This window comes from Novosphingobium sp. APW14, assembly GCF_032337075.1.
Lineage (GTDB): Bacteria > Pseudomonadota > Alphaproteobacteria > Sphingomonadales > Sphingomonadaceae > Novosphingobium.
Genome location: NZ_JAVYAB010000011.1, coordinates 14,360 through 34,848, shown reverse-complemented (window position 1 = coordinate 34,848; position 20,489 = coordinate 14,360). Strand labels below are relative to the sequence as shown.

24 protein-coding genes and 1 pseudogene are annotated in these 20,489 nt (G+C 59.5%); 11 read left to right on the top strand and 14 right to left on the bottom strand.

The annotated features are described in order from the left end of the window. Nucleotides 1-622 (top strand): IS110 family transposase (locus RQP55_RS11890; RefSeq protein WP_315610412.1); only part of this gene is annotated, 622 nt, incomplete at its 5' end. Nucleotides 623-1,198: 576 nt separating this feature from the next. Here RQP55_RS11890 and RQP55_RS11885 read toward each other — a convergent pair. Continuing rightward, the gene (locus tag RQP55_RS11885) at nucleotides 1,199-1,888 is read right to left on the bottom strand and encodes a hypothetical protein (protein ID WP_315610413.1); all 690 of its coding nucleotides are present in this window, start codon (nucleotides 1,886-1,888) and stop codon (nucleotides 1,199-1,201) included. Nucleotides 1,889-1,917: 29 nt separating this feature from the next. Between RQP55_RS11885 and RQP55_RS11880 the strand changes: the two are divergent. The 6 genes and pseudogenes from RQP55_RS11880 to RQP55_RS11855 all read left to right on the top strand — a co-directional run. After that, nucleotides 1,918-2,265 (top strand): annotated as a pseudogene (locus tag RQP55_RS11880) (MauE/DoxX family redox-associated membrane protein); the annotation flags it as partial. A 73-nt stretch (nucleotides 2,266-2,338) separates the two neighbouring features. Next, entirely contained in the window at nucleotides 2,339-4,261 is a 1,923-nt protein-coding gene (locus tag RQP55_RS11875) for a copper resistance system multicopper oxidase (RefSeq protein WP_315610411.1), read from the top strand. Between the two features lie 272 nt (nucleotides 4,262-4,533). Next, nucleotides 4,534-5,340, top strand: a complete 807-nt coding sequence (locus RQP55_RS11870) for a copper resistance protein B (RefSeq protein WP_315610410.1) — start codon at nucleotides 4,534-4,536, stop codon at nucleotides 5,338-5,340. Nucleotides 5,341-5,356: 16 nt separating this feature from the next. Beyond that, nucleotides 5,357-5,746: a copper homeostasis periplasmic binding protein CopC gene (gene copC / locus RQP55_RS11865; RefSeq protein ID WP_315610409.1), complete on the top strand. Its 390-nt coding sequence runs from the start codon at nucleotides 5,357-5,359 to the stop codon at nucleotides 5,744-5,746. A gap of 10 nt (nucleotides 5,747-5,756) precedes the next feature. Next, nucleotides 5,757-6,677 (top strand): CopD family protein, encoded by a 921-nt coding sequence (locus RQP55_RS11860; protein ID WP_315610408.1) that lies wholly within the window; start codon nucleotides 5,757-5,759, stop codon nucleotides 6,675-6,677. Continuing rightward, on the top strand, nucleotides 6,674-7,228 hold the full coding sequence (locus tag RQP55_RS11855) for a YybH family protein (protein WP_315610407.1): 555 nt from the start codon (nucleotides 6,674-6,676) through the stop codon (nucleotides 7,226-7,228). The genes RQP55_RS11860 and RQP55_RS11855 overlap by 4 nt, the downstream gene beginning before the upstream one ends. 80 nt (nucleotides 7,229-7,308) lie before the next feature. Here RQP55_RS11855 and RQP55_RS11850 read toward each other — a convergent pair whose 3' ends face one another. The 9 genes from RQP55_RS11850 to RQP55_RS11810 form a co-directional block, all read right to left on the bottom strand. After that, nucleotides 7,309-7,650: a four-helix bundle copper-binding protein gene (locus RQP55_RS11850; protein WP_315610406.1), complete on the bottom strand. Its 342-nt coding sequence runs from the start codon at nucleotides 7,648-7,650 to the stop codon at nucleotides 7,309-7,311. A gap of 11 nt (nucleotides 7,651-7,661) precedes the next feature. Then, a complete protein-coding gene (locus RQP55_RS11845) occupies nucleotides 7,662-8,045 on the bottom strand; it encodes a DUF305 domain-containing protein (protein ID WP_315610405.1) in 384 nt (127 codons plus the stop codon). 333 nt (nucleotides 8,046-8,378) lie between these two features. After that, nucleotides 8,379-8,747 (bottom strand): hypothetical protein, encoded by a 369-nt coding sequence (locus RQP55_RS11840; RefSeq protein WP_315610404.1) that lies wholly within the window; start codon nucleotides 8,745-8,747, stop codon nucleotides 8,379-8,381. A 60-nt stretch (nucleotides 8,748-8,807) separates the two neighbouring features. Further along, entirely contained in the window at nucleotides 8,808-9,134 is a 327-nt protein-coding gene (locus RQP55_RS11835) for a four-helix bundle copper-binding protein (protein WP_315610403.1), read from the bottom strand. Between the two features lie 4 nt (nucleotides 9,135-9,138). After that, nucleotides 9,139-9,588 carry a heavy metal-responsive transcriptional regulator gene (locus RQP55_RS11830; protein WP_315610402.1) on the bottom strand — a complete coding sequence of 150 codons (450 nt, stop codon included), beginning with the start codon at nucleotides 9,586-9,588 and terminating at the stop codon, nucleotides 9,139-9,141. Between the two features lie 169 nt (nucleotides 9,589-9,757). Further along, nucleotides 9,758-10,192, bottom strand: coding sequence for a DUF411 domain-containing protein (locus RQP55_RS11825; RefSeq protein ID WP_315610401.1), 435 nt, complete (start codon nucleotides 10,190-10,192; stop codon nucleotides 9,758-9,760). 5 nt (nucleotides 10,193-10,197) lie between these two features. Continuing rightward, a complete protein-coding gene (locus RQP55_RS11820; RefSeq protein ID WP_315610400.1) occupies nucleotides 10,198-10,848 on the bottom strand; it encodes a class I SAM-dependent methyltransferase in 651 nt (216 codons plus the stop codon). A 59-nt stretch (nucleotides 10,849-10,907) separates the two neighbouring features. Then, complete coding sequence (locus tag RQP55_RS11815) at nucleotides 10,908-11,108, bottom strand: hypothetical protein (protein WP_315610399.1); 201 nt, start codon at nucleotides 11,106-11,108, stop codon at nucleotides 10,908-10,910. Nucleotides 11,109-11,110: 2 nt separating this feature from the next. Beyond that, nucleotides 11,111-11,659: a hypothetical protein gene (locus tag RQP55_RS11810; RefSeq protein WP_315610398.1), complete on the bottom strand. Its 549-nt coding sequence runs from the start codon at nucleotides 11,657-11,659 to the stop codon at nucleotides 11,111-11,113. 215 nt (nucleotides 11,660-11,874) lie between these two features. Between RQP55_RS11810 and RQP55_RS11805 the strand changes: the two genes are divergently transcribed. Beyond that, nucleotides 11,875-14,346 (top strand): TonB-dependent receptor, encoded by a 2,472-nt coding sequence (locus RQP55_RS11805; protein WP_315610397.1) that lies wholly within the window; start codon nucleotides 11,875-11,877, stop codon nucleotides 14,344-14,346. Here the strand turns inward: RQP55_RS11805 and RQP55_RS11800 are convergent. Then, nucleotides 14,343-15,257: a LysR substrate-binding domain-containing protein gene (locus RQP55_RS11800; RefSeq protein ID WP_315610396.1), complete on the bottom strand. Its 915-nt coding sequence runs from the start codon at nucleotides 15,255-15,257 to the stop codon at nucleotides 14,343-14,345. The genes RQP55_RS11805 and RQP55_RS11800 overlap by 4 nt on opposite strands. Before the next feature lie 106 nt (nucleotides 15,258-15,363). On the opposite strand from RQP55_RS11800, the gene metC reads away from it, so the two are divergent. Genes metC through RQP55_RS11785 form a run of 3 tightly spaced genes read left to right on the top strand, consistent with a single transcriptional unit; the run spans nucleotide 15,364 to nucleotide 19,063 of the window. Continuing rightward, nucleotides 15,364-16,569 carry a cystathionine beta-lyase gene (gene metC / locus RQP55_RS11795; protein WP_315610395.1) on the top strand — a complete coding sequence of 402 codons (1,206 nt, stop codon included), beginning with the start codon at nucleotides 15,364-15,366 and terminating at the stop codon, nucleotides 16,567-16,569. After that, a complete protein-coding gene (locus RQP55_RS11790) occupies nucleotides 16,566-17,744 on the top strand; it encodes a pyridoxal-phosphate dependent enzyme (RefSeq protein ID WP_315610394.1) in 1,179 nt (392 codons plus the stop codon). The genes metC and RQP55_RS11790 overlap by 4 nt, the downstream gene beginning before the upstream one ends. Then, the gene (locus RQP55_RS11785) at nucleotides 17,741-19,063 is read left to right on the top strand and encodes an APC family permease (RefSeq protein WP_315610393.1); all 1,323 of its coding nucleotides are present in this window, start codon (nucleotides 17,741-17,743) and stop codon (nucleotides 19,061-19,063) included. Before RQP55_RS11790 ends, RQP55_RS11785 begins: the two co-directional genes overlap by 4 nt. A 20-nt stretch (nucleotides 19,064-19,083) precedes the next feature. Here RQP55_RS11785 and RQP55_RS11780 read toward each other — a convergent pair whose 3' ends face one another. The 3 genes from RQP55_RS11780 to RQP55_RS11770 are packed head-to-tail and all read right to left on the bottom strand — an operon-like array spanning nucleotide 19,084 to nucleotide 20,413. Next, a complete protein-coding gene (locus RQP55_RS11780) occupies nucleotides 19,084-19,713 on the bottom strand; it encodes a sigma-70 family RNA polymerase sigma factor (protein ID WP_315610392.1) in 630 nt (209 codons plus the stop codon). Beyond that, complete coding sequence (locus tag RQP55_RS11775; RefSeq protein ID WP_315610391.1) at nucleotides 19,710-20,150, bottom strand: periplasmic heavy metal sensor; 441 nt, start codon at nucleotides 20,148-20,150, stop codon at nucleotides 19,710-19,712. Before RQP55_RS11775 ends, RQP55_RS11780 begins: the two co-directional genes overlap by 4 nt. After that, nucleotides 20,150-20,413, bottom strand: coding sequence for a hypothetical protein (locus RQP55_RS11770; protein ID WP_315610390.1), 264 nt, complete (start codon nucleotides 20,411-20,413; stop codon nucleotides 20,150-20,152). The genes RQP55_RS11775 and RQP55_RS11770 overlap by 1 nt, the downstream gene beginning before the upstream one ends. Nucleotides 20,414-20,489 lie beyond the last annotated feature (76 nt).

Genomic DNA, 20,489 nt, shown 5'->3' with positions numbered 1-20,489 from the left:
CAACGCTTTACGTGCCCACCTATATGAGTTCGGGTACATTGCGCCCCAAGGTATTGGTTATTTGTCACGCCTCGAGGCAGTGGTCGATGACCCGAACACAGACCTGCCGGAACTGGCGCGAGATTTATGCAGTGCCTTGCTCAATCACATTGCACAATTAACGGCCTCGATCGAAGATCTCAAAAGGCGGATCGACAAGATATCGAAAGAGCAGGAAACATCCCGACGCCTGCAAACCATGCCGGGTGTTGGCCCGGTTGGTGCATTGGCAATCGAGACTTTCGCCCCACCAATGGACCAGTTCAAACGAGGCCGCGATTTTGCGGCATGGCTTGGCTTGGTGCCGCGACAAAACTCCAGCGGCGGCAAACAGCGTCTCGGCAAAACGTCGAAAATGGGACAGCGCGATATACGCCGTCTGCTGGTGACAGGCGCAATGGCTGTCGTGAACTGGGCATCACGTAAGGGCGCAGCGGAAGGAACATGGCTTGCTCGCATGTTGTCCCGGAAACCGCGCATGCTTGTTGCCATGGCTTTGGCTGGCAAAATGGCTCGTGGGATTTGGGCCATGCTTACGAGGCAAGAGGATTACAGGAATCCGGTACTGGTGGGTGTCGCCTGATCATTCAGCGGCTTTGATCGGTATTGGACAGTTGGGGTTGTAAGGAAGGCATGAACCGCATGGGCAAATGATCGATCTGATCCGGGTCAAGAAACCAGGAACCTTCTCAGAGCTTCGAGCTCGCCCCAGAGATTGGGACTTGATCCGCGCATCACCATCACGGCCAGCGACATCCAAAAAGGTCGCAACGAAAGGCCGGACAAAAGACCGCACTCGATCACGCGTTCATAGGTTCAGAAAATCCTTGCAAACCGAGCGGCATCCACAAAAGAAGGTTGGATCCGGGGCGACTACGCTCCGCCACTATCTAATTGAAATTTAAAGAACAGTACCAATTGGGGCTTCCAAATCGGGCAGTTCTGCGCCGTTTTTGCATGGGCGCCTAAACCGTTCAGACCGGCGAGAGCCCCAAAATCTGTCTCAGAACGGCTTTCATCTCTTTTCACCTAAACTGCGTCCAAAAAGGTTTAGGCCAGAAAAATGGCGGATTTCGCGGCTTTTTTCTCTCCGTCCTACCTATACTGTTTGTGCGCAATCTTGAAGAGTGAGATGCCTAAAACCTGTAGTCTAGGCGGATCATGCTGCATATCGTCCATCTTTAAGACGTCGCGCCATGCCAATGCCTGCGAGCGCATCCAGTACGGGACGAACGGTTGAAGCGCGCTTACCCTTGAAGGCGCGGGCGACGTCTTGCGGGGCAAGCGGCGCCGCTGCGGCAGACAGGACTTGCTGGACAGCACTGACCTGTTCGGGAAGCGAACCGGGCCAGGGGATGACATTGTCGGGCATGACCGGCGCGACCTCGCCCAGGTCGAGCGATTGAGTGACTGGTGTCTGATAGTCTGGCGCTTGAAATTCGGGCCGCAGCCAGCGGACCAGCCCCTTGGCTTCTTCGGAGGCGCGTTCCTTGTTGAGCTCGACCAGGCGGGTGAGAATATCCGCGTCGGACAAATCGGTGGGCCAGCCATATGCCTGCGCTACAAGTGAATCTATGGTGTCGTGATGCTGGCGGATCAGGGTGATGAGACCTCGGTCATGCATATCCCGCTCGGCCTCGGTGAGCACGCGGCCCTCGCGCAGAGCTTCGAGTATGTTATAGAGCTTGGTTAGGGTCAGATCTTCGTGTTCAGCCAGCACCCGCTTCCGAAGTGCGTCGAGCGCTTTGGCTTCAGTGCGGATTTTGTCCTTGAGTGGTTCGGGAACGTCGGCAGGGAAGGGGAACTTCCCAAAGCAGTCGGAGTGGTTGTAAGTGGGATCATTACCCACCCCAAGCCAACCCCCAATTCGAAGCGCCCAAGCTCCAGAATGTCGAGAAGTTCGCAACGATGTTCTTGAACTACGATCTTCTCGCAAAACGCTGGGTACCTTACTCGCGTATCTATCCGTTCGCCGAAGGTCTGGCGGGCGTTTTGATGGCGGCAGGCGCACTCAACTGGCTCTCGATCCCGGTCGCGCTGTTCATTGGCAGTGTCGGCGCGGCGTCGGTGTTCAAGGCAGTCTATATCGACAAGCGCGAACTCAAATGTGCTTGCGTCGGCGGGGACAGCAATGTGCCACTCGGTTTCGTCTCGCTCACCGAGAATGTGATGATGGTCGCGATGGCGCTATGGATGCTGTTTGGGCCGCACACGATGGGCTTCTGACACGTTGCCAGCCCAACAATATCAATCGACAGCAAATTTGAGGGAGACGTGCGCGCCGCGCGTAATCACCGTCATGAGCACCATAAATCTATCAAGACGCCACCTTATAGCGGGTCTCGGCGCTGCTTCCGCCTTCAGTGCGATGCCGGCCTGGGCACAGGGACACAGCATAGGAGGACATGGCGGTGGGCACGGCGTGTCCAGGCGTGGGGCCGCGACGATCCGCGCTGGATTCGACGAAGTGCGCGGCGAGGTCATCGATCTCGCGGTGCGCGATGGGCTGCGTATCATTGAGGGCCGCCGCAGCATCGGCCGTGCCGTGAACGGCAGTGTGCCAGGCCCGCTGATCAGGCTGCGCGAGGGGCAGAACGTCAAGTTCAACGTCACCAATCATCTGCGCGAAGATACCTCGATTCACTGGCACGGTCTGCTCGTTCCGTTTCAGATGGATGGCGTGCCGGGCGTCAGCTTCCCGGGCATCAAGCCGAAGCAGACCTTCACCTACGATTTCCCCGTGCGTCAGGCGGGCACCTACTGGTATCACAGTCATTCGGGCTTGCAGGAACAGCAGGGCCATTATGGTCCGTTGGTCATCGATCCAGCGGGTTCCGAGCCGGTGGCCTACGACCGCGATTACATCCTTTTGCTGAGTGACTTCACGACGCTCGACCCGCATTTCATCATGAATCGGCTGCGGACTGGCGAAGGCTATTTTAATCGTCAGCTGACGAGCTGGACCGACCGTTACAAGCTTTCCGGTGCCGAGCGCCGCATGTGGGCCGAGATGCGGATGCCGCCGACCGACATTATGGATATCGGCGCGCCGACCTATACGTTTCTCGCAAATGGTCATGGCCCAACCGAAGGCCTTGAATATCTGTTCCGCGCCGGTGAACGCATTCGCCTGCGGGTCATCAACGGCTCGGCACAAAGCTTTTTCAACGTGCGCATTCCGGGATTACCGATGACGATCATCGGTGCCGACGGCCAGAACGTCCGTCCGGTCGAGGTCGACGAGTTTCAGATCGGCACCGCCGAAACGTATGACGTGATTGTCGAGCCGGGCAGCGCTGAAGCCTATGCGATCGTCGGTGAGTCGATGGATCGGTCGGGAATGGCACTCGCCATGTTGGCCAGCCGACCGGGTGCGCGCGCCACCGTTCCGGCGTTGCGCGATCCGCCGCTGCTAACGATGGGCGACATGGGCATGGACCACGGGTCGGGCGGTATGGACCATTCGGCAATGGGCCACGGGTCGATGACAAAAGCTGCGCCCGCCGCAGATGCAGGGGTGGCCGCGGTGGACCATGCCGCAATGGGTCACAACGCGCCCACCACTGGAGCAGAAGCTGTCGATCATGCAGCAATGGGGCATGGCGCGCCTGCGGATAACGTCGCGGGCGCGGCAACGGGCGCGATAAGCATGGACGGTATGAACATGCGTGATACGTCGCTGCTGCCGCCCGACGTGAAGGTCGGACCGGGGGTCGACATGGTGTCGATGTCGCCCGTCGATAAGACTGGCGATCCCGGTCTCGGCCTGCGCGACGTTCCGCACCGCGTCCTCAACTACAGGATGCTCGCGGCGCTCGAGCCTAACAAGGACACACGCGAACCGTCGCGCCTCCTTGAGCTTCACCTGACCGGGAACATGGAACGCTATATGTGGTCGTTCGACGGGCGGATGTATTCGGCCGTTAGCGACGTCCCGATCCGTTTTGCCTGGAACGAACGCGTGCGGGTCAAGCTGATCAACAACACCATGATGGCGCATCCCATCCACCTGCACGGCATGTTCTTCGAACTGGTGAACGGGCAGATGCCCGCGCAGCAACCGCGTAAGAACGTCGTCATCGTCCAGCCGGGCGCGAGCGCGACTTTCGACCTGACCGCCAATGAGCCCGGCGACTGGGCCTTTCACTGCCACCTCATGTATCACATGCACGGCGGCATGATGCAGACCGTGACCGTCATGGGTCCGAAAGGCGGCGCATGACCATGCGGCACCTTCTTTCAACCGCTGCGCTTGTCACGGCTCTGTTCGCAACGCCAGCGATAGCGCAGCACCAGGGGCACACAATGCCCATGCCAGCACCGGCTCCCAAGCCTGCGGCGTCCCCGGCGCCTGCGCCCGCTCCGGCAGACCCGCACGCGGGCCATGTGATGCCTGCCGCTCCGGTCGCAACACCGCCCGCGAGCGATCCGCACGCGGGTCACACCATGCCCCCGTCCGTTCCGTCAGCGGGACCGGATGAGACTATGGACGGCATGGATCATAGTTCGATGGACCACGGCACTACGGAAAGCGCTGACGCATCGCCTGGGCCTGATATGGAAACCCCGCCCCCGCCCGAAGCCGGAAGTGGTCCGCCGCGCGCCGCCGATGCGATCTGGGGTGCCGAAGCGATGCGAGGATCGCGTTACGAGCTGCGCCGCACACATGGTGATTTTCCGGTCTTCTGGTTTCAGGGCGATCGCTTCGAGACTCAAGCGCGCAAGGGCCGCGACGGCTATTTGTGGGACGTTCAAGGCTATTACGGCACGCCGACCAACCGGTTCTGGTTCAAGAGCGAGAGCGAAGGAGCGTTCGGCGAGCGCGTCGAGGACTTTGAATTGCAGGCGCTGTATTCGCGCGCGATCACGCCCTTTTTCGATCTTCAGGCAGGCGTGCGGCAGGATATCGCCGGTCCAAACACGACCTATGGTGTCATCGGCGTTCAAGGCTTGGCACCCTATCTCTACGAAGTTGATGCTGCGTTGTTCGTTTCCCACCGTGGGGACATTACCGCACGGGTTGAAGCCGAACTCGATCAGCGCATTACGCAACGCTTGATCCTGCAACCGCGCGCCGAGGTCAATTTAGCGGCGCAGAACATTCCCCGTCTCGGCATCGGTGCCGGTATCGACAAGGTCGAGGTCGGCGTTCGGCTGCGCTACGAGATCGTCAAGGAATTCGCGCCCTATGTCGGGGTCGAGCAAAGCTGGAAGCTGGGGCGCAGTGCAACCTTTGCCCGTGCCTCTGGCGAGGATCCGAGCGTCACCAACTATGTCGTCGGCATCCGTTTCTGGTTTTGAAATGAAGGAAGATACTATGAAATTCATTACTCTCTTTTCGGTTGCTGCACTGCTCGCAGCCCCGCTCACCGCGCCGACGGCTGCGCTTGCGCACACCAAGGTCGTTGCCTCGACACCTGCGCAAGGCGCGAGCGTCAAAGCGCCTCGAAGCCTCACGCTCACATTCAGCGAAGCGCTGTTGCCGCCGACCGCTGCCGCCAGCATCGTGATGACGGCGATGCCCGGGATGCCAAATCACGGCGAGATGGTGATCCGCAATTTCACGACAGCTTGGAGTAACGGCAACAAGACCATGACGCTGAAGCTTAAGCAGCCCTTGCGTGCGGGCAGTTACGATGTGCGTTGGCAGGCGGCGGGGGCGGACGGCCACCGCATGAAGGGCACTGTCAGCTTCACCGTCAGCTGATCGACGGCGAATGGATGACTGGCTCCAGCTTGCACTGCGGCTTTTGCAATATGTGCTGCTTCTAGGGCTCTTTGGCTGGATCACCTTCCGCGTTACCGGGTTGCGGGCCGCGCGCTGGCTCGACGCGGAATACGGCAAGAACCTCACGCTCATCGCGGCCGGCCTCGCACCCGTCGTTTCCGCCATCCTCATGCTTGCCTCGATCGCGGCAATGATGGGCCAGCCCCTGGTGTCGCTGGAATGGCCGATGATCGAGGCCATGACGCTGAGCACGGACATGGGTTGGGCGTTTTTGCTGCGCACCGCTCTGCTGATTGCGGCATTTGCAGCTTTATTAGTGAGGCGTGGGGCCGGGGGGCTGATCGCCGCGCTTTGCTTGGGAGCGGCGCTTATGACCCTGGGGTGGAGCGGCCACGCGGCTGCAACCGAGGGTATGCTCGGTTTAGCCCATCGGATCAGTAACGGCATACACTTGCTTGCAGGCGGCCTGTGGCTTGGTGCGATCGGCTGGTTCCTGCACCTTTCGGTTGTCGCCCATCGCGACCCCGAACGGATGTCAGCGGAAGAGTTGCTTGTCGTCCTGCACGGCTTTGCGCCACTCGGCGTGGCACTGGTCGGAACTGTGTCGATTACCGGCCTGATCAATGCCCAGATGATTTTCGGCATCGAAGACAGCGCGACCACCTTTACGACCGCCTACGGTCAATTACTCGCAGCCAAAATCGCGGTTGTGGGCTTAATGCTCGCCTTTGGCGCGCATAACGCCCGGACCAGCCGACGCAGCGTTGTCGAAGGCGTCGACACTGACGGCGATCACAGTGTCGCACTGTCCACACTCTGCCGCAGTTTGACACGCGAACTCGCGCTCGGGTTCGTGGTTCTCGGGTTGGTGGCGGTCCTCGGTATGCTGTCGCCGATGGTGATGGAGTGAAGATCGGTTGGATCGGAGAAAAAACGATGACGAAAGACAGGGAAGTATTGTTGAGGGGCGGGCGTGCAACTAAGGCAGCTCTGGCCATTATGGCCGCCATGGCACAGATCGCTGCTGCAAATTCAAGCTCCGATCACAGTCCAACTGCTCAGGTCAACGCTGTGTCGGCGGCCAATGCACCGGCGACCGCTGTCGACGCCTTTCATGCCGCATTGTCCAAGGGCGACACGCGCACCGCGCTAGATCTTCTTGCTGAGGATGTGCTGATTTTCGAGTCAGGCGGCGTCGAGCGCAACCGCGCCGAATATGCCAGCCACCATCTTGCTGCCGATGCCGCGTTCAGTGCAGCGGTTCGACGCACCCTCGCCAGCCGGTCTCACGGGGATGCAGGCGATGCAGCGTGGGTCACAAGCGTCGAAACTGTCGCCGGAACCTATCGCGGACGAGCCATCAACCTCCGCTCGGTCGAAACGATGATTCTTCGTCGCGTCGCCGGCAAGTGGCGCATCGGACACATTCATTGGTCGTCAAAAGACCTCGTCACGAAGTAACGCTTAGGAAAGGCAAGGTGAGAGGAGGCCATCAAAGTCTGTCAAGTGATTGTCATGTGGCGCCAACTGCCCTTTCGACGTCATGCTCCCTCGCTTGCCATTGCCTCGCAACTCTCGGCGCAGCGGCGGCAGATGTCGGCGCAGTCCTGCATCCCGTCGAGCCGGTCGCAGCTTTCGGCGCAGGCTCGGCAAATTTCGGCGCACTCGCGGCAAATATGGGCATGATGCGCCGAGCCGCGCGCCATGAAGTCGGCGGCGGTCGCGCAAATCTGGGCGCAGTCGAGCATCAGCCGCATGTGCGCCGGCTCTACATGAGCTCCACCCATTTCGAGGCAGTGCGTCGCGGCCATTTGCAGGCAGGTCATGTGGCAGGTCTGGCAGGCGTCGATGCAGTTCTGCATCTCGGATGATTGGTGGTGCATGATCGTGTTTCCTATTGCGCTGCCAAGCCCTTGTCGGTCAGCATCTTGTTGAGTTCAGCGATATCCTTGGTCTGCATGTCGATGGTTTTCTGGGCCATCTGGCGAACCATCGGATCATCGCTTTCCTTAAGCGCGATTTGCGACATGGTTAGCGCTCCGCGATGATGCTCGATCATCTTGCGCGTCCAGGTTTCGCCGTCATCCGCGCCCTTCGCGGCCATCATCTTGTCATGCATCGCCATCTCGGCGGGCATGTAGGGGTTGGCGGGATCGGCCTTAGCCTGCGCGTTCACGCCGGTGCTGGGCTGCGCTTGTGCCTGATTGTCCTTCTGCTCGGCACAGGCGGGTGCGGTCAGAGTCAGCAATAACGCGGGAGCCAAAAGATGTCTCTTCACGGTCGTCTCCTAGAAAGCCGGCGAGACAGGTTAAGTCGTCAGGGGGCGAATGGTTCCCTTTGGCCGCCTTACGCGTATCGGCAAGCGCGCGCGATTGCGGACGGTTGAAGAATGACGGCTTGTTTGCGGGTGAGCGCGAAGGGCAATCGTCGGCTCTCCGCACATCATAATTGCGCGCGATGCTTCATACCTATGTAGCGGCTTGCACCGCCGGTTTGATACTAGCCACCACGTTCAACACGGTGCCTTCTTCGCGGTTTGGCCCGGTCAGAGTGCGCAGAGCGCGGCAACACTGACCGGTCGCCCCAAGTCGTTGCTACGAAGTCACCGAAGCTATTGTTTCTTTTCGCGACGTAATTCCACCAGGTCGTGTTTCTCAGCACTACCCGATATGAGGGTTGCATGAGCAAAATGCGCATCGACAATGTGCTCGATGCGAATTTGCCCGACCTTGTCGCGGCGGAAGGTCCGTGCACGTGGGCCAAGATCAGCGCTGACCCGAACGACGTCGAGCACTTGCCCCGGTTGTGCACCATCCTCTCGGCCGATGCAGACGACAAGACCATCTCCGCCGACGTCAACAACCTGGCCGCGCATCAAAAATGTGTGTTGCAGACCTTGTGCGGCCACGCTCGTAGCGAAAGGCGACATACTCGCCAATGCCAGACTGGATGCCAGCCCTAAAAACACTGATTTCATCATGATAGTCTCCTGTTTGAATAATCCGGCGAGGCCCGCATTACCGGGCCTCGCCGACATGATTTAGCAATGATTGTGCATCTCGCGGCAGCAGCGTTCACAGGCCCGGCAGGCCTCGGCACAGCGCTTCATTTCAGAACCGCCAACCGCTTCGCAAGCCTCGGCACAACGGCGGCAGGCCTCGGCGCAAAGCAGACAATGCTCGGCGTGAAGTGGAGAGTTTCGCGTCATCAGGTCGGCGCAGCTGCCGCACAATTGGATACAGTCGAGCAGTGCATTGATCAGTACAGCTTCGCCGTGTTTCCCGCCTTGCTGAAGGCAATGTGCCAGCGTTTCGAGACAGACTTGCTCGCATGCGCGGCACTGGTTGATGCAGGTTTTCATGTCCATTGTCCTACTCCTTCGTCGATGCGGAGGTGCCGAGACGTGAGGCATCAGGATACGCGACCGCGAATAGGTGCAGCAGGATCGGACAATCGTCGATCGGCGCGTCGGGCGGACAAGCGTCTGCCAACCGGGTCAGCGCTTTTTCGATGACCGAAAGATCCTCGATACGCGCCCGCAGATCGGCGATCTTTACCCGGGTCAAAGCAAGCACATCGGCGGCGGATGCCGTCGCGTCTGCCTTCAACGCAAGCAACTGGCCAATTTCCGCCAGCGTAAAGCCCAGATCGCGCCCGCGCCGAATGAAGCGCAAACGCTCGCGGTCCTCTGCTCCGTATGATCGGTATCCCGCATCGGTCCGAGCCGGTGCGGGCATCAGACCAATCCGTTCGTAATGCCGAACGGTATCGATGCGAACTCCCGCAGAGCGAGCCAGTGAACCTATGCTTATGCCTTGCACGAATCACCTCCATCGCAGGATATGCGGTCTGGACCCCGGTCCAAGGTCAAGCGAATAGATTGTCCAACGAAATGAAGGCATCACGTCGCTCAGATCAGCCCGTTCCGACATTTTGGTCTTGACCGAGCGGTGGCGTCGCTTCGTTCTCTTGGCTGCAGACCAGAGGCAATCAATGCCGCGCGTAGACGAACGGCTTGCCATTACCAAAGGCGACTACTGCATAGCGATCCGCTTTCACGCCCGGCACTTCCATCCCCGGCGACCCAATCGGCATTCCCGCGACCGCGAGGCCGCGCACACCCTTGGGCTTGGCAGCAAGGACGCGCTTCATGTCGGCGATGGGAACATGGCCCTCGAAAGCCATGCCGTCGATGAAGGCGGTGTGGCAAGACGCAAGCTGCGGCGGCAGGCCGACCCGCCGCTGCAATGCAGGGCGATTGGCATCGTCGACGATTCTGACGCTTCGTCCGAAGGATTTGCGAACTTGCTCCGCCCATTTGACACAGCATCCGCAGCCAGGATCGCGGTGCATAACCGCTTCGGTCGTCGCGAGCGCCGGGGTTGCGACCAGCGCTAAGGCCATTGCTAAAGTCGATGTTTTCATATTCTCTATTCCTTGAGCAGCGAGAAAATCGAAATCGTCCCCGTTGGCGTGTCGAGGCTCCATTCCGCCGTGACCGACACTCCGCCAATTCGCGCAAGTTCCGCTTCCAGAAAGCCATCGGCATTCGGCTGCGTGTTGGTGCGGCCGTCTGCGGATTGGACGATTTTGAACGCCTGTCGCATCAGCCAGCTATTCTGCCGCGCATAGTCGGCGACGATGATCCTGCCGCCTTGCTTGGCTGCGGCGAACATGGCGGCAAGCCCTGCTTGCTTTTCGGCGACTGGGACTTGATGAAAGACAAGACTGGAGACGACCTTGTCAAACTGCCCAAAATTTGCCGCGTCGCGGGCAAAGCCAGACATCCATTCGATCTCGATGCCGGCAGCCGCGGCCTTGGCTTTGGCGATGCACCGCGCATGTTCATCGGGATCGATCCCGACGACCTCGGCATATGGCGCAGCCTGCTTCACCAAGATGGCGAATGAGCCTGTGCCGCAGCCGACATCGAGGATGCGTTCGCCGTTTCGTGGAGCGAGACTTTCCAGAAGCTCGGATCGCCACCGTGCTTCGCGCGTCAAAACCGCAAGCAGCCGGTCATAGGCGCTTGTTGGAAGGAAGCGGCCAGCGGCGGGCGTGAAGTCGTTGGATTGGGACATGGTGGATCGCGACCAGAAGCGAAGCGCGGGGAATGGCGAACCACACCCCGCGCCCTCACCTATTTGTGGTCCATGCCACTCATGTCATGGCCTGCATGGTCGTCGGACTTTTCATCCTTGTCCTTGCAACAGGCCATTTTGCCTTGCTCGTCCTTCTTGCAGCAACAGCATTCCTTTTTGGGTGCTGGTGCCGGTTCGGCGGCGAAGGCGGCGGTGGACATGGTGAGCGCAAGTGCGCCCAGCAGATATTTGGTTTTCATGATTATACTCCCATTGAATTGTCAAAATCTCGCGTGGGTGCCACGCGCGGGGGCGGTGTTGGCGGTTTGAGCGCAGCGCCGGTCAATTGTTTGGCTGCCGGAGAAACCGGAACCGCGAAAATCATCAAGGGCTGTTTCAAAGCGCTTTTGGCTTCGGGTGGGTAAACGCAGGCATGGCACGTGCGCCCCGTATCACTGCCCTTCCGACCGGGCTTATCGCCGTGATGCTTTGGACCTTGTTCGCAGTCCGGCATCATCGCGGTCGCATCGGCTTGCACGGGCTTCGCGCAGATTGGCGCTGCCCGCAGGAACAGCGAAAGCGCCAGCATAAAGGCTGCAAGAGCCTTCATGACGACCGCCGCCCGCAGCGTATCGGCCGACGCATTAACAGCAGCGCCATTGCGGCAAGACCAAGAGGCAGTGCGCCAATCGCGAAACTGAGCAACCACCAGGTAATGCAATCGACTTGCAGTCAATTGCACTCTTGCGCGTACCGACCGCTTCAAACCGAAAACCCCGCGCCATCCTTTTCCCCTAAATCGCTCGGTCAAGCAGAGCGTATTCCCCCACAAAACGCGCCACGTGCATTGTTATACGTCGGCCAAGCGAACCCCCCTCACCAAAGCTCGAAATGACCAAGGTAATGTGCTGGGTCATAACATTTGATTATAACCTTGAACGAAATGACAATGGCCGTTGATATTTTCTGGTCCGTCCCACGCCGTGCGCCTAACCTACCGGCAAGAAAATAGAAGAGGGGTGGGCCATGACCAGATTATATGCAGGAGCAGCCTTGGGGGCATTCGCGATTGCGCTTCAAGCATCGCCGACAATGGCGCAGGAGGCTCCTGCGGCTGCACAGTCGTCGGATGAGCCTCGGCAAAGCGAAATCATCGTAACCGGCACGCGCCGATCCGACCTTACGGCTGCTGACGCGGCGCTGCCCATCGACATCATCAGCGGCGACGATCTGATCGAAAAAGGCGCGTCGGATATGAATGATCTGCTGCGGACCGAGGTGCCGTCGCTGAACATCCAGCGCCTCGTCAGCAATGACGGCGCTGTATTCACGCGGCCTTTCTCGCTGCGCGGCCTGCCGCCCGATCAGACCCTTGTTCTGGTAAATGGCAAGCGCCGCCATCGCGGCGCGACCGTTCAGTTCACCAACGTCCCCTATATCCGAGGCTCCCAGGGGCCTGACCTCGCCGCAATCCCGTCGATCGCCGTGGGACAGCTCGAAGTATTGCGTGATGGTGCATCGGCACTTTACGGATCTGACGCGATCGCCGGTGTGCTGAACTTTGGGTTGAGGCGCGACCGTGAGGGCGGGATCCTGATCGCGCGCTACGGCCAATATTACGAAGGCGACGGACAGGATTTCCTCGTTCAAGGCAACCTGGGCCTGCCTTTCACGGACATGGGGTTCGTCAACATCAGCGGTGAGTATGTCAACAGCGATACGACCTCGCGGGGTATCCAGCGCCCGGATGCGCAGGCGCTCATCAATGCAGGCGTGCAAGGTGTGCCTGTCCCGGCGCAGCGTTGGGGCAACCCGAAAACCGAGGCCGCGCGCATCTTCGTAAATGCGGGCTTGGAACTGTCCGACAACATGGATTTTTATACCTTCGGCAACTACAGCTGGAGCAAGGGGACAACGGCGTTCTTCTATCGCAACCCGAATACGACGTTCATTGCAACGTCGATTCCGACGACAAATGTGGCAGGCGGCCCGCGCTTCAGCTTCCGGCAAAACTATCCGGGCGGCTTTACGCCCGACTTCGGCGCGACGATCACCGATGCGGCTCTCGCCGCAGGCCTCAAGGGCGAATTCGGCTCGGGGCTAACCTATGACGTCAGTGCATCATACGGCCAAAACCATGCGTCCTACCGCATCGACAACACGGTCAATCCATCCCTCGGGCTAACTTCACCAACCTCATTCAAGCCTGGGCAGCTCGAACAGCGCGAACTCGCCTTCAATCTGGACCTCACCTATCCGATCAACATCGGTGCTGCCGATCCACTGACGCTCGCTGGTGGCCTCGAATATCGAAAAGAGACCTACGAAATCACGGTCGGCGATCTCGCTTCGTGGCAGGTTGGGCCGTTCGCGTCGCTGATCGACCCGGATACTGGCCTCCGCACCGGACTCCCGGTAGGCTCGAACGGCTTCCCCGGCTTCAGCCCGATTCAGGCTGGCGAATTCAGTCGGAGCAACTGGGCCGCGTATACCTCGCTCGAAGGCAATTTGACCGATGCGTTCCAGATGGGCCTTGCGGGGCGCTATGAGAATTATTCCGATTTCGGATCGCGGTTTACATGGAAGGTAAGCGGTCGCTACGATTTTTCCGACGTGTTCGCGGTTCGGGGTTCGGTAAACACCGGGTTCCGCGCGCCTACGCCGGGACAGTCGAACGCATCTCAGGTGCAAACGAACATCGACTCCGTGACGGGCGCGCCGCTTACCTCCGGTATCATCGCGCCGAACAATCCCGTCGCCCAGTTTTTTGGCGCGACGCCATTGAAGCCCGAAAAGTCGTTCAACTTTGCTGGCGGCATCGTCATCAAGCCCAGCAGCGCGATCACCTTCACGCTCGACTATTTCAACATCAAGGTTGAAGATCGTATTGCGGTATCGGGAAACTTCAACCTCACCGCCGCTCAGCGGGCACAGCTTGCTGCGCTCGGTATCCCGGGTGGCGATTCATTCCAGCAGGTCAGCTTCTTCACTAACTCGTTCGATAGCCGGACGCAAGGCGTCGACGCGGTGCTGACGATCCGCTTCGATCTGGCCGGCGGCAAAGCGACGTTAGGTCTCAACGGAAATTACACCAAGACCGATGTTATCAAGGCTTCGCCAGTGATCAGCGCCGATCGCGAACGGCTGCTCGAACTTGAAGGGTTCGTTCCGAAGTGGAAGGGCAACGCTTCGTTCAACTATGAGGGCGATCGGTTCGGCTTCATCGCGCGGGTCAACTATTACGGAAAATGGACCGACTACGGCGCGAATCTGGCAGCCGACCAGACCGGCGGAGCCGAAGTTCTGGTTGATTTGGAGGCATCGTACAAGATTAACGACATGTTCAAGATCGCAATCGGCGGCGAGAATGTGTTCGATAACTTTCCCGATGTCGAAGCTCGGCAATCACAGATCAACAACGGCATTCGCTATCTTCGGTTCGCACCGACCGGTTTCAACGGCGGCTTCTGGTATCTGCGTGGTACGGCTAAGTTCTAGTCAAGTGTCACGCGCCCGGTTTTCAGGAAGGCGTCCCGGTGTTGTTCGAGGGTCGCAATAAACGCCTGCGCCACCTGCGAGACCGGCCGCAACTGGGACGTGAAAAGCATATAATCGAATGCGACGTCTGGCTTGAACGGTCGGACGGCAAGCCCCCGATCGGTATAGTCGGCGGCGGTGATGGGATTGAGTATGGAACAGCCGAGTCCTTGCAGAACCAGCGCGCAGATCGTCATCGCATATTGCGTCTCGATAATCAGGTCGCGTTCGACCCCTGCATCCTCGAAGATGCGGTCGATCCGATGACGAGTCCGGTCTTCAAGCGCCAGCGAGATGAAGCGCTCGCCCCGCAGATCGGCAGGCGAAATGATGTCCTTGCTGGCGAGCCGGTGGCCAGGTGGCAGGACACATGCGCCGTAGCATTTGACGAACGGCACCATCGTGATCCCAGGCAGTTCCCGTGCCGGCGTAGCCAGGCCGATGTCGAATTGCTGGTTGGCCATCCACTGCCTGACTGTCGACGAACTGCGCGTTTGCAGCTGAATGGAAACACCGGGATGGCGGGATCGGAACGTGGTGATGACCGCAGGCAGAAAACTGACGGCCAGCGCAGGCAGGGCCGCAATACGAAGGGTTCCGGTCGAAGTGTTACGGATATCTTCTGCAGCGCGCTTCAGCACGGCAATCCCGGCAAAACTCCGCTCAACCTCATGGAAAAAGATGTCGGCTTCAGGGGTCACCGTGAGCGCAACGCCCTTGGATCGGACGAACAGTTTGAAACCGACATGATGTTCCAGGTCTGCCAGCAATTTGCTGACAGCGGGTTGGGAAATATGGAGCGCGGACGCAGCCTGCGTCACCGACCCCGACAACATCACGGCACGGAACGCCTCAAGCTGTCGAAGATTCATTTTTGGCCTCGGTGGTCATGCGCTTCTCTTATAGCATACCCGAACATGAAAATGAAAAGCTATAGCCATGTCAGCTGACTCGTTCGATCGGAAAGGGCATAGCGCAGTGGCGGATTCAACCGCGCTTATTCATGCCAATTCGCCATCGGGCCGGGCAGCTGGACTCCTCAATCCGCCAATCCACCGCGCTTCGACCATCGTTTATGATCGTGTCGAAGACTATCTCGACCGGCACAAGCACCTATACGACGGCGTGATTTATGGTCTCTACGGAACCGAGACGAATCACACGCTGGCCAGCTCGCTTGCTGAACTCGAACATGGTCACATGTCTGTCCTCACATCATCAGGGACCGCAGCGATTTCGATCAGCCTGTCCGCGTTCTTGCGATCTGGCGATCATCTCCTTGTAATCGATACCGCATATCGTTCCACCCGCCGCTTTTGCGACGATGTTCTGGCTCGCTATGGTGTCGAAGTTACCTACTTCTCCCCGAGAATCGGTGCGGAGATTGCAGCGCTCATTCGTCCGAACACACGCATGGTGTTTCTTGAAACACCCGGCTCGCTTACTTTCGAACTCGCAGATGTCAGCGCGATCACAATGGTAACGCGCGCTCGCGGAATCGTGACCGCACTCGACAATACTTGGGCGACCCCGCTGTTGTTTCGACCCATCGATCATGGGGTTGATATCTCGATCGCGGCCGCAACCAAATATTTGTCAGGCCACTCCGACGTCATGCTTGGGGCGATGACGGGGGCCAACGAGACCGTATATCGGCAGCTCAAGGACGCGGCTGCCCGCTGGGGCAGTTCGGCTAGTCCTGACGATTGTTATCTGGTCCAGCGTGGCCTTCGAACCCTGGACGTGCGCCTCGACCGGCATCAACGCACGGCACTCGAGCTTGCTACATGGTTTGAGGAGCAGCCTGAAGTCCGCAAGGTTCTTCATCCGGCGATAGCCAGTCACCCCGACCATGCGATCTGGAGGCGCGATTTCACGGGTGCGTCGGGCCTGTTCGGCGTGCTGCTCGATCCCATGACCGACGCAGAGCGGTCGGCCTTCTTCAACGGGCTTCGCCTCTTCAAACTTGGCTCAAGCTGGGGCGGGTTTGAGAGCCTTATGGTTCCGGCCTGGCCCGCCCCGGCGAGAAGCTGCACCGATCCAGTTGAGGGAGCGTTGATTCGCGTCCATGCTGGACTCGAAGCGACAGTCGATCTCTTACGAGATCTTGAGGATGCGTTCGGCCGACTTCGTGCTTGCCGCGCGGACCAAGCGCCTGTTCGACTCGGACTGGCGCGCACATGAGTCCGCAGGATGCAAAACACACGCTCAATCCGTCGCTGATCGGGTTTGCATGCATCCGTTGCTCCGCGAAGTTACCGATCGGCGATTACTTCGAGGGCTGCCCAACATGCCAAGCGGAGGGTCAGCCGTCCTCGGTCGTATCCGAGTTTCGAGCGCTGCCAAAGTCGGTCGCCAGTCCGAGCGCACGCGGCATGGGGCGCTATGCAGCGTGGCTGCCCTACTCTTCTTGGGTGTCGCTTGGCGAAGGTGCGACATCGTGCCTGAGCTTTGCTCGCCTGGCCGAAGAAGTGGGCATCGAACGCTTATTCATAAAAAATGAAGGGCAAAACCCCAGCGGCTCGCATAAGGACCGGGTCAGTTGCCTGACCGTCACGCGAGCGCTCGATACCGGTGCGACGCGACTTGTTGCCGCGTCGAGCGGCAACGGGGGAGCTTCACTTGCGCTTTATGCTGCGGCGGCAGGGCTTGCTTGTAGCATCGTCGTGACACCAGCACTTAGTTCCATCCATCGTCGCGCAATCGCACTGACCGGCGCGGACTTGATTGTCGCCGAAGATACGATGGAACGGTGGGCGCTCGTTGCCAAAATGGCGCGAGGCCGGGACTGCTTCCCCGCAACCAACTATCTCGCGCCGCCCGTTGGCAGCAATCATTTCGGTGTCGAGGGTTTGAAGACCGTTGCATTTGAACTGGTCGAAGACATCGGGCCAATAGACGCAGTGCTGGTCCCTACGTCCCGGGGCGACCTTGTTTGGGGCCTCTACGCGGGGTTCCAGCAGATGATCGCCATTGGAAGCATCGAGCGTATGCCACGACTGTTTGTCGTCGAACCGTTTGCGCGGCTATCGAAGGTACTCGACGGGGCTGAAATCACCGGGTCATTTTCCGGTGCAACCTCGCTATTCTCCATCGGGGGGTCAACCGTCACCTATCAAGCGGTCGAAGCGGTCCGCCGCTCGGGCGGCGGAGCCGTCGTCATCGACGATGCCGCTGTCATCCGCGACGCGTCGCGGCTGGCAAGACATGGATGCTATGCGGAATTGTCCTCCGCAGCGACGCTCACGGGCGTTGAGACGCTTCTGCGCCAAGGGAAAATCCGATCCGATGAAACGGTGGCCCTGATCGCGACGTCGAACGGATACAAGGATTTGCCGAACGCGGTAGGGTTACCATGAATCAGATGCTGGCCGGCCCGGAATCGCATCTAAAGCGCGAAATTGGCAGAATTGGTGTCGCGACCATCGCTATGAACGGCGTAATCGGCTCGGGCATTTTCGCGCTGCCAGCGGTGGCGATCGAGCAAGCTGGCGCGTTCAGTCCGTGGCTCTTTCTCCTTTGCGGCATCCTGATCCTTACGGTTGCATTGACGCTCGCCCGCAATGCGAGCTTCTTTGAGACGACGGGCGGACCGATCGTTTATACCACCGCCGCCTTCGGCCGGTTCATCGGTTTTCAGACCGGCCTGCTGATTTATGTCAGCAGGGTCGCCGCTATTGCCGCCAGCGCAAATCTGCTCGTCAGCTACGCTGTTCCCCTGTGGTCTCCGCTGGCTTCGGGGACGCCGCGGACAATTGCTGTGGTGAGTTACATCGTGATTGCGACCGTTCTCAATGCGGTGGGCGTGCGTGCAGGGATGGCCGTCCTTTACCTCATCAGCATCCTGAAGCTTTTCCCCTTGCTGCTGCTCGTTCTCGTCGGCGTCCCTGAAATCGAATGGGCGACAATAGCCGGCGCCAAAATCGCTGCCTCAGAAACGGTTGGCAGCACTATGCTCGTGCTGATGTATGCTTTCATCGGCTTCGAATTCAGCCTGATCAATGCAGGTGAAACGCGGGACGCGCGATCGGCGATCCCGCGCACACTCGTCAAAACGGTCCTTGCGGTCGCGATTGTCTATGCCCTGATCCAGCTTGTCGCTGTGTCGATTGGTCCCGACTTGGGCAACAGCGAAACGCCGCTGGTCGAACTGGCACAGCGGCTCATGGGACCGGCAGGCGCATTGTTGCTGAGTGTCGGCGTCGTTTTCTCAATCGGAGGGGGAAGCTTGACGTCGCTGCTTACTGCACCACGGCTTACATATGCTTTGTCGCGCGACGGGACGCTGCCTGGTTGGTTCGGCGCTGTGAACGAGCGCACGCACGTTCCGGTCAATTCAATTCTGTTTTGTGGGGCGCTCAGCATCGCGCTCGCCGTGTCCCAGCAATTTATCTGGTTGGCAACGCTCAGCACAATAATCCGCCTGCTTACCTATGCACTCTGTATCGCGGCGCTCCCCGTTATCGAACGCAAGTTGCCCACAGAGGCGGGGCAGTTTCGCATCCCCGGCGGACTTGTGATCCCGGGCATTGCGCTTGTCCTGACGGTCTGGCTGCTGACGCACTCGACGTTGCAAAGTGTCTTGATCACAGGTGCAGTGGTTGCCGTAGGAAGCATTGTGTTCGGATTCTGCACGAATTGGAAACGAGACACAGTTGGAACTGCGTCAGCTGATTGACTTGAACCGCTGGAAACTTGTTACGGTCGGTCGATCTCGCTTGCTGGTCCATCGGCGGTCTCGCGCTGCAAGTTTCCGCCTAAATTGGTTCCCGCGATGCGATGCTTCAATTCGGCGCGCGCTCGATAAAGCCGGGTTTCGACGGTTTTCTCTGTCACGCCTAACGCTTCGGCAGCCTCCGCTTGCGACATGCCTTCGACGGCTCGCAACACCAATGCTTCGCGCAGCTTCGCCGGTAGCTCGGCGATAACCGCGTTCACCCGGCGCATCTGCGCCCTGTCGCCGGCCTCATCTTCGGGAGAGGCCTCGTCGCTTGCCAGACCGAAAGCATCGTCGAGCGGCGCGGCCCGCGTGAAGAAAGCGCGCACCGCGCGCCGCCTTGCCCAATCCCGGCATTTGTTGAGCGCGATGCGCGATATCCAAAGCCGGAACGGGCGTTCACGGTCATAGCGTTTCAACGCGGCAAAGGCCGAAACGAAGCTCTCTTGGGTAACGTCGATCGCTTCCTCACCGTCACGGATGGTATTGCGGACCAGCCGGTAAACCGGGTCACGATAGCGCCGCAAAAATTCGCGATAGGCGCGCCCCTCGCCGCCAAGCGCAAGCGCCGCCAGCTCGCCGTCGCTGCATTGGCTGAGATCGAGGCTCACCGCGCGTCGGCGGTCAGCGCCTTGACCACGGTCTTGTCGAAGCGCCGCGCCTGATCGGCGTTCATCACCGCACGCATCTCGAAGAGATGTTCAAGCGTCTCTTTCTGCATTTCGCCCATGACATGATGAACGTGATCGACCGCAGCGGTGACCTTCGGACCATAACCATGCTCGGCCTCGATGGCCTCGGCCAGTCGGGCATTCGCAGCGCGCATATCGAGTTCGAGCGCCTTTTTGCGCACCGCAAACCGCGCCTCAATGGCCTCAATCTTGGTTTCCTGCGCGGCGTCGAGCTTCAATTCGTTATGCAGAAAAGCGTGAAGTTCGCTCTCGCTCTTGCGCGCCTGCTCACTGAAGGTCCGAGCGACATAGACGCCCGCGACAGCGGCGGCGAATGCGATGAGCGCAATCAGCCCGATGCGCCACGCAGACCGCATCAAAGGAAATCCAGCAGCGTCGAAGGCGCGAGCGCGGTTTCCGTAATCACCAACCTGTGATCGGCGGCCGTCGCCGGGGTCGGCAATATGCTACCTCCGGCATAACCGACACCGAGCGCAAGGACTGCCGCCGCAGACAACAGCCGCGATGTCGCGCGCTCCTCGCCTTGTCGCGCGGCCAAGCCAGCGAGAATAGCGTCATCCAACCTGTCCAGCCCAACCGGTAGAGGCAGATCGGCGAGCCTTTTCAATACATCATCCATCATATCATCCCTGCAAAGGTGTAACCTGTTATACGCGCGTAGAGCTTGTCGCCCTCACCAAAATCGGGCGGCGCAA

What these genes read in the sequence shown, in the direction of transcription:
- RQP55_RS11775 (WP_315610391.1), bottom strand. Translation starts at nt 20,150, where the DNA reads ATGCGGTCTGCGTGGCGCATCGGGCTGATTGCGCTCATCGCATTCGCC.
- RQP55_RS11825 (WP_315610401.1), bottom strand. Translation starts at nt 10,192, where the DNA reads ATGAAAACATCGACTTTAGCAATGGCCTTAGCGCTGGTCGCAACCCCG.
- RQP55_RS11860 (WP_315610408.1), top strand. Translation starts at nt 5,757, where the DNA reads ATGGATGACTGGCTCCAGCTTGCACTGCGGCTTTTGCAATATGTGCTG.
- RQP55_RS11790 (WP_315610394.1), top strand. Translation starts at nt 16,566, where the DNA reads ATGAGTCCGCAGGATGCAAAACACACGCTCAATCCGTCGCTGATCGGG.
- RQP55_RS11835 (WP_315610403.1), bottom strand. Translation starts at nt 9,134, where the DNA reads ATGGACATGAAAACCTGCATCAACCAGTGCCGCGCATGCGAGCAAGTC.
- RQP55_RS11870 (WP_315610410.1), top strand. Translation starts at nt 4,534, where the DNA reads ATGGATCATAGTTCGATGGACCACGGCACTACGGAAAGCGCTGACGCA.
- RQP55_RS11850 (WP_315610406.1), bottom strand. Translation starts at nt 7,650, where the DNA reads ATGCACCACCAATCATCCGAGATGCAGAACTGCATCGACGCCTGCCAG.
- RQP55_RS11820 (WP_315610400.1), bottom strand. Translation starts at nt 10,848, where the DNA reads ATGTCCCAATCCAACGACTTCACGCCCGCCGCTGGCCGCTTCCTTCCA.
- RQP55_RS11805 (WP_315610397.1), top strand. Translation starts at nt 11,875, where the DNA reads ATGACCAGATTATATGCAGGAGCAGCCTTGGGGGCATTCGCGATTGCG.
- RQP55_RS11875 (WP_315610411.1), top strand. Translation starts at nt 2,339, where the DNA reads ATGAGCACCATAAATCTATCAAGACGCCACCTTATAGCGGGTCTCGGC.
- RQP55_RS11815 (WP_315610399.1), bottom strand. Translation starts at nt 11,108, where the DNA reads ATGAAAACCAAATATCTGCTGGGCGCACTTGCGCTCACCATGTCCACC.
- RQP55_RS11770 (WP_315610390.1), bottom strand. Translation starts at nt 20,413, where the DNA reads ATGGATGATGTATTGAAAAGGCTCGCCGATCTGCCTCTACCGGTTGGG.
- RQP55_RS11785 (WP_315610393.1), top strand. Translation starts at nt 17,741, where the DNA reads ATGAATCAGATGCTGGCCGGCCCGGAATCGCATCTAAAGCGCGAAATT.
- RQP55_RS11840 (WP_315610404.1), bottom strand. Translation starts at nt 8,747, where the DNA reads ATGATGAAATCAGTGTTTTTAGGGCTGGCATCCAGTCTGGCATTGGCG.
- RQP55_RS11800 (WP_315610396.1), bottom strand. Translation starts at nt 15,257, where the DNA reads ATGAATCTTCGACAGCTTGAGGCGTTCCGTGCCGTGATGTTGTCGGGG.
- copC (WP_315610409.1), top strand. Translation starts at nt 5,357, where the DNA reads ATGAAATTCATTACTCTCTTTTCGGTTGCTGCACTGCTCGCAGCCCCG.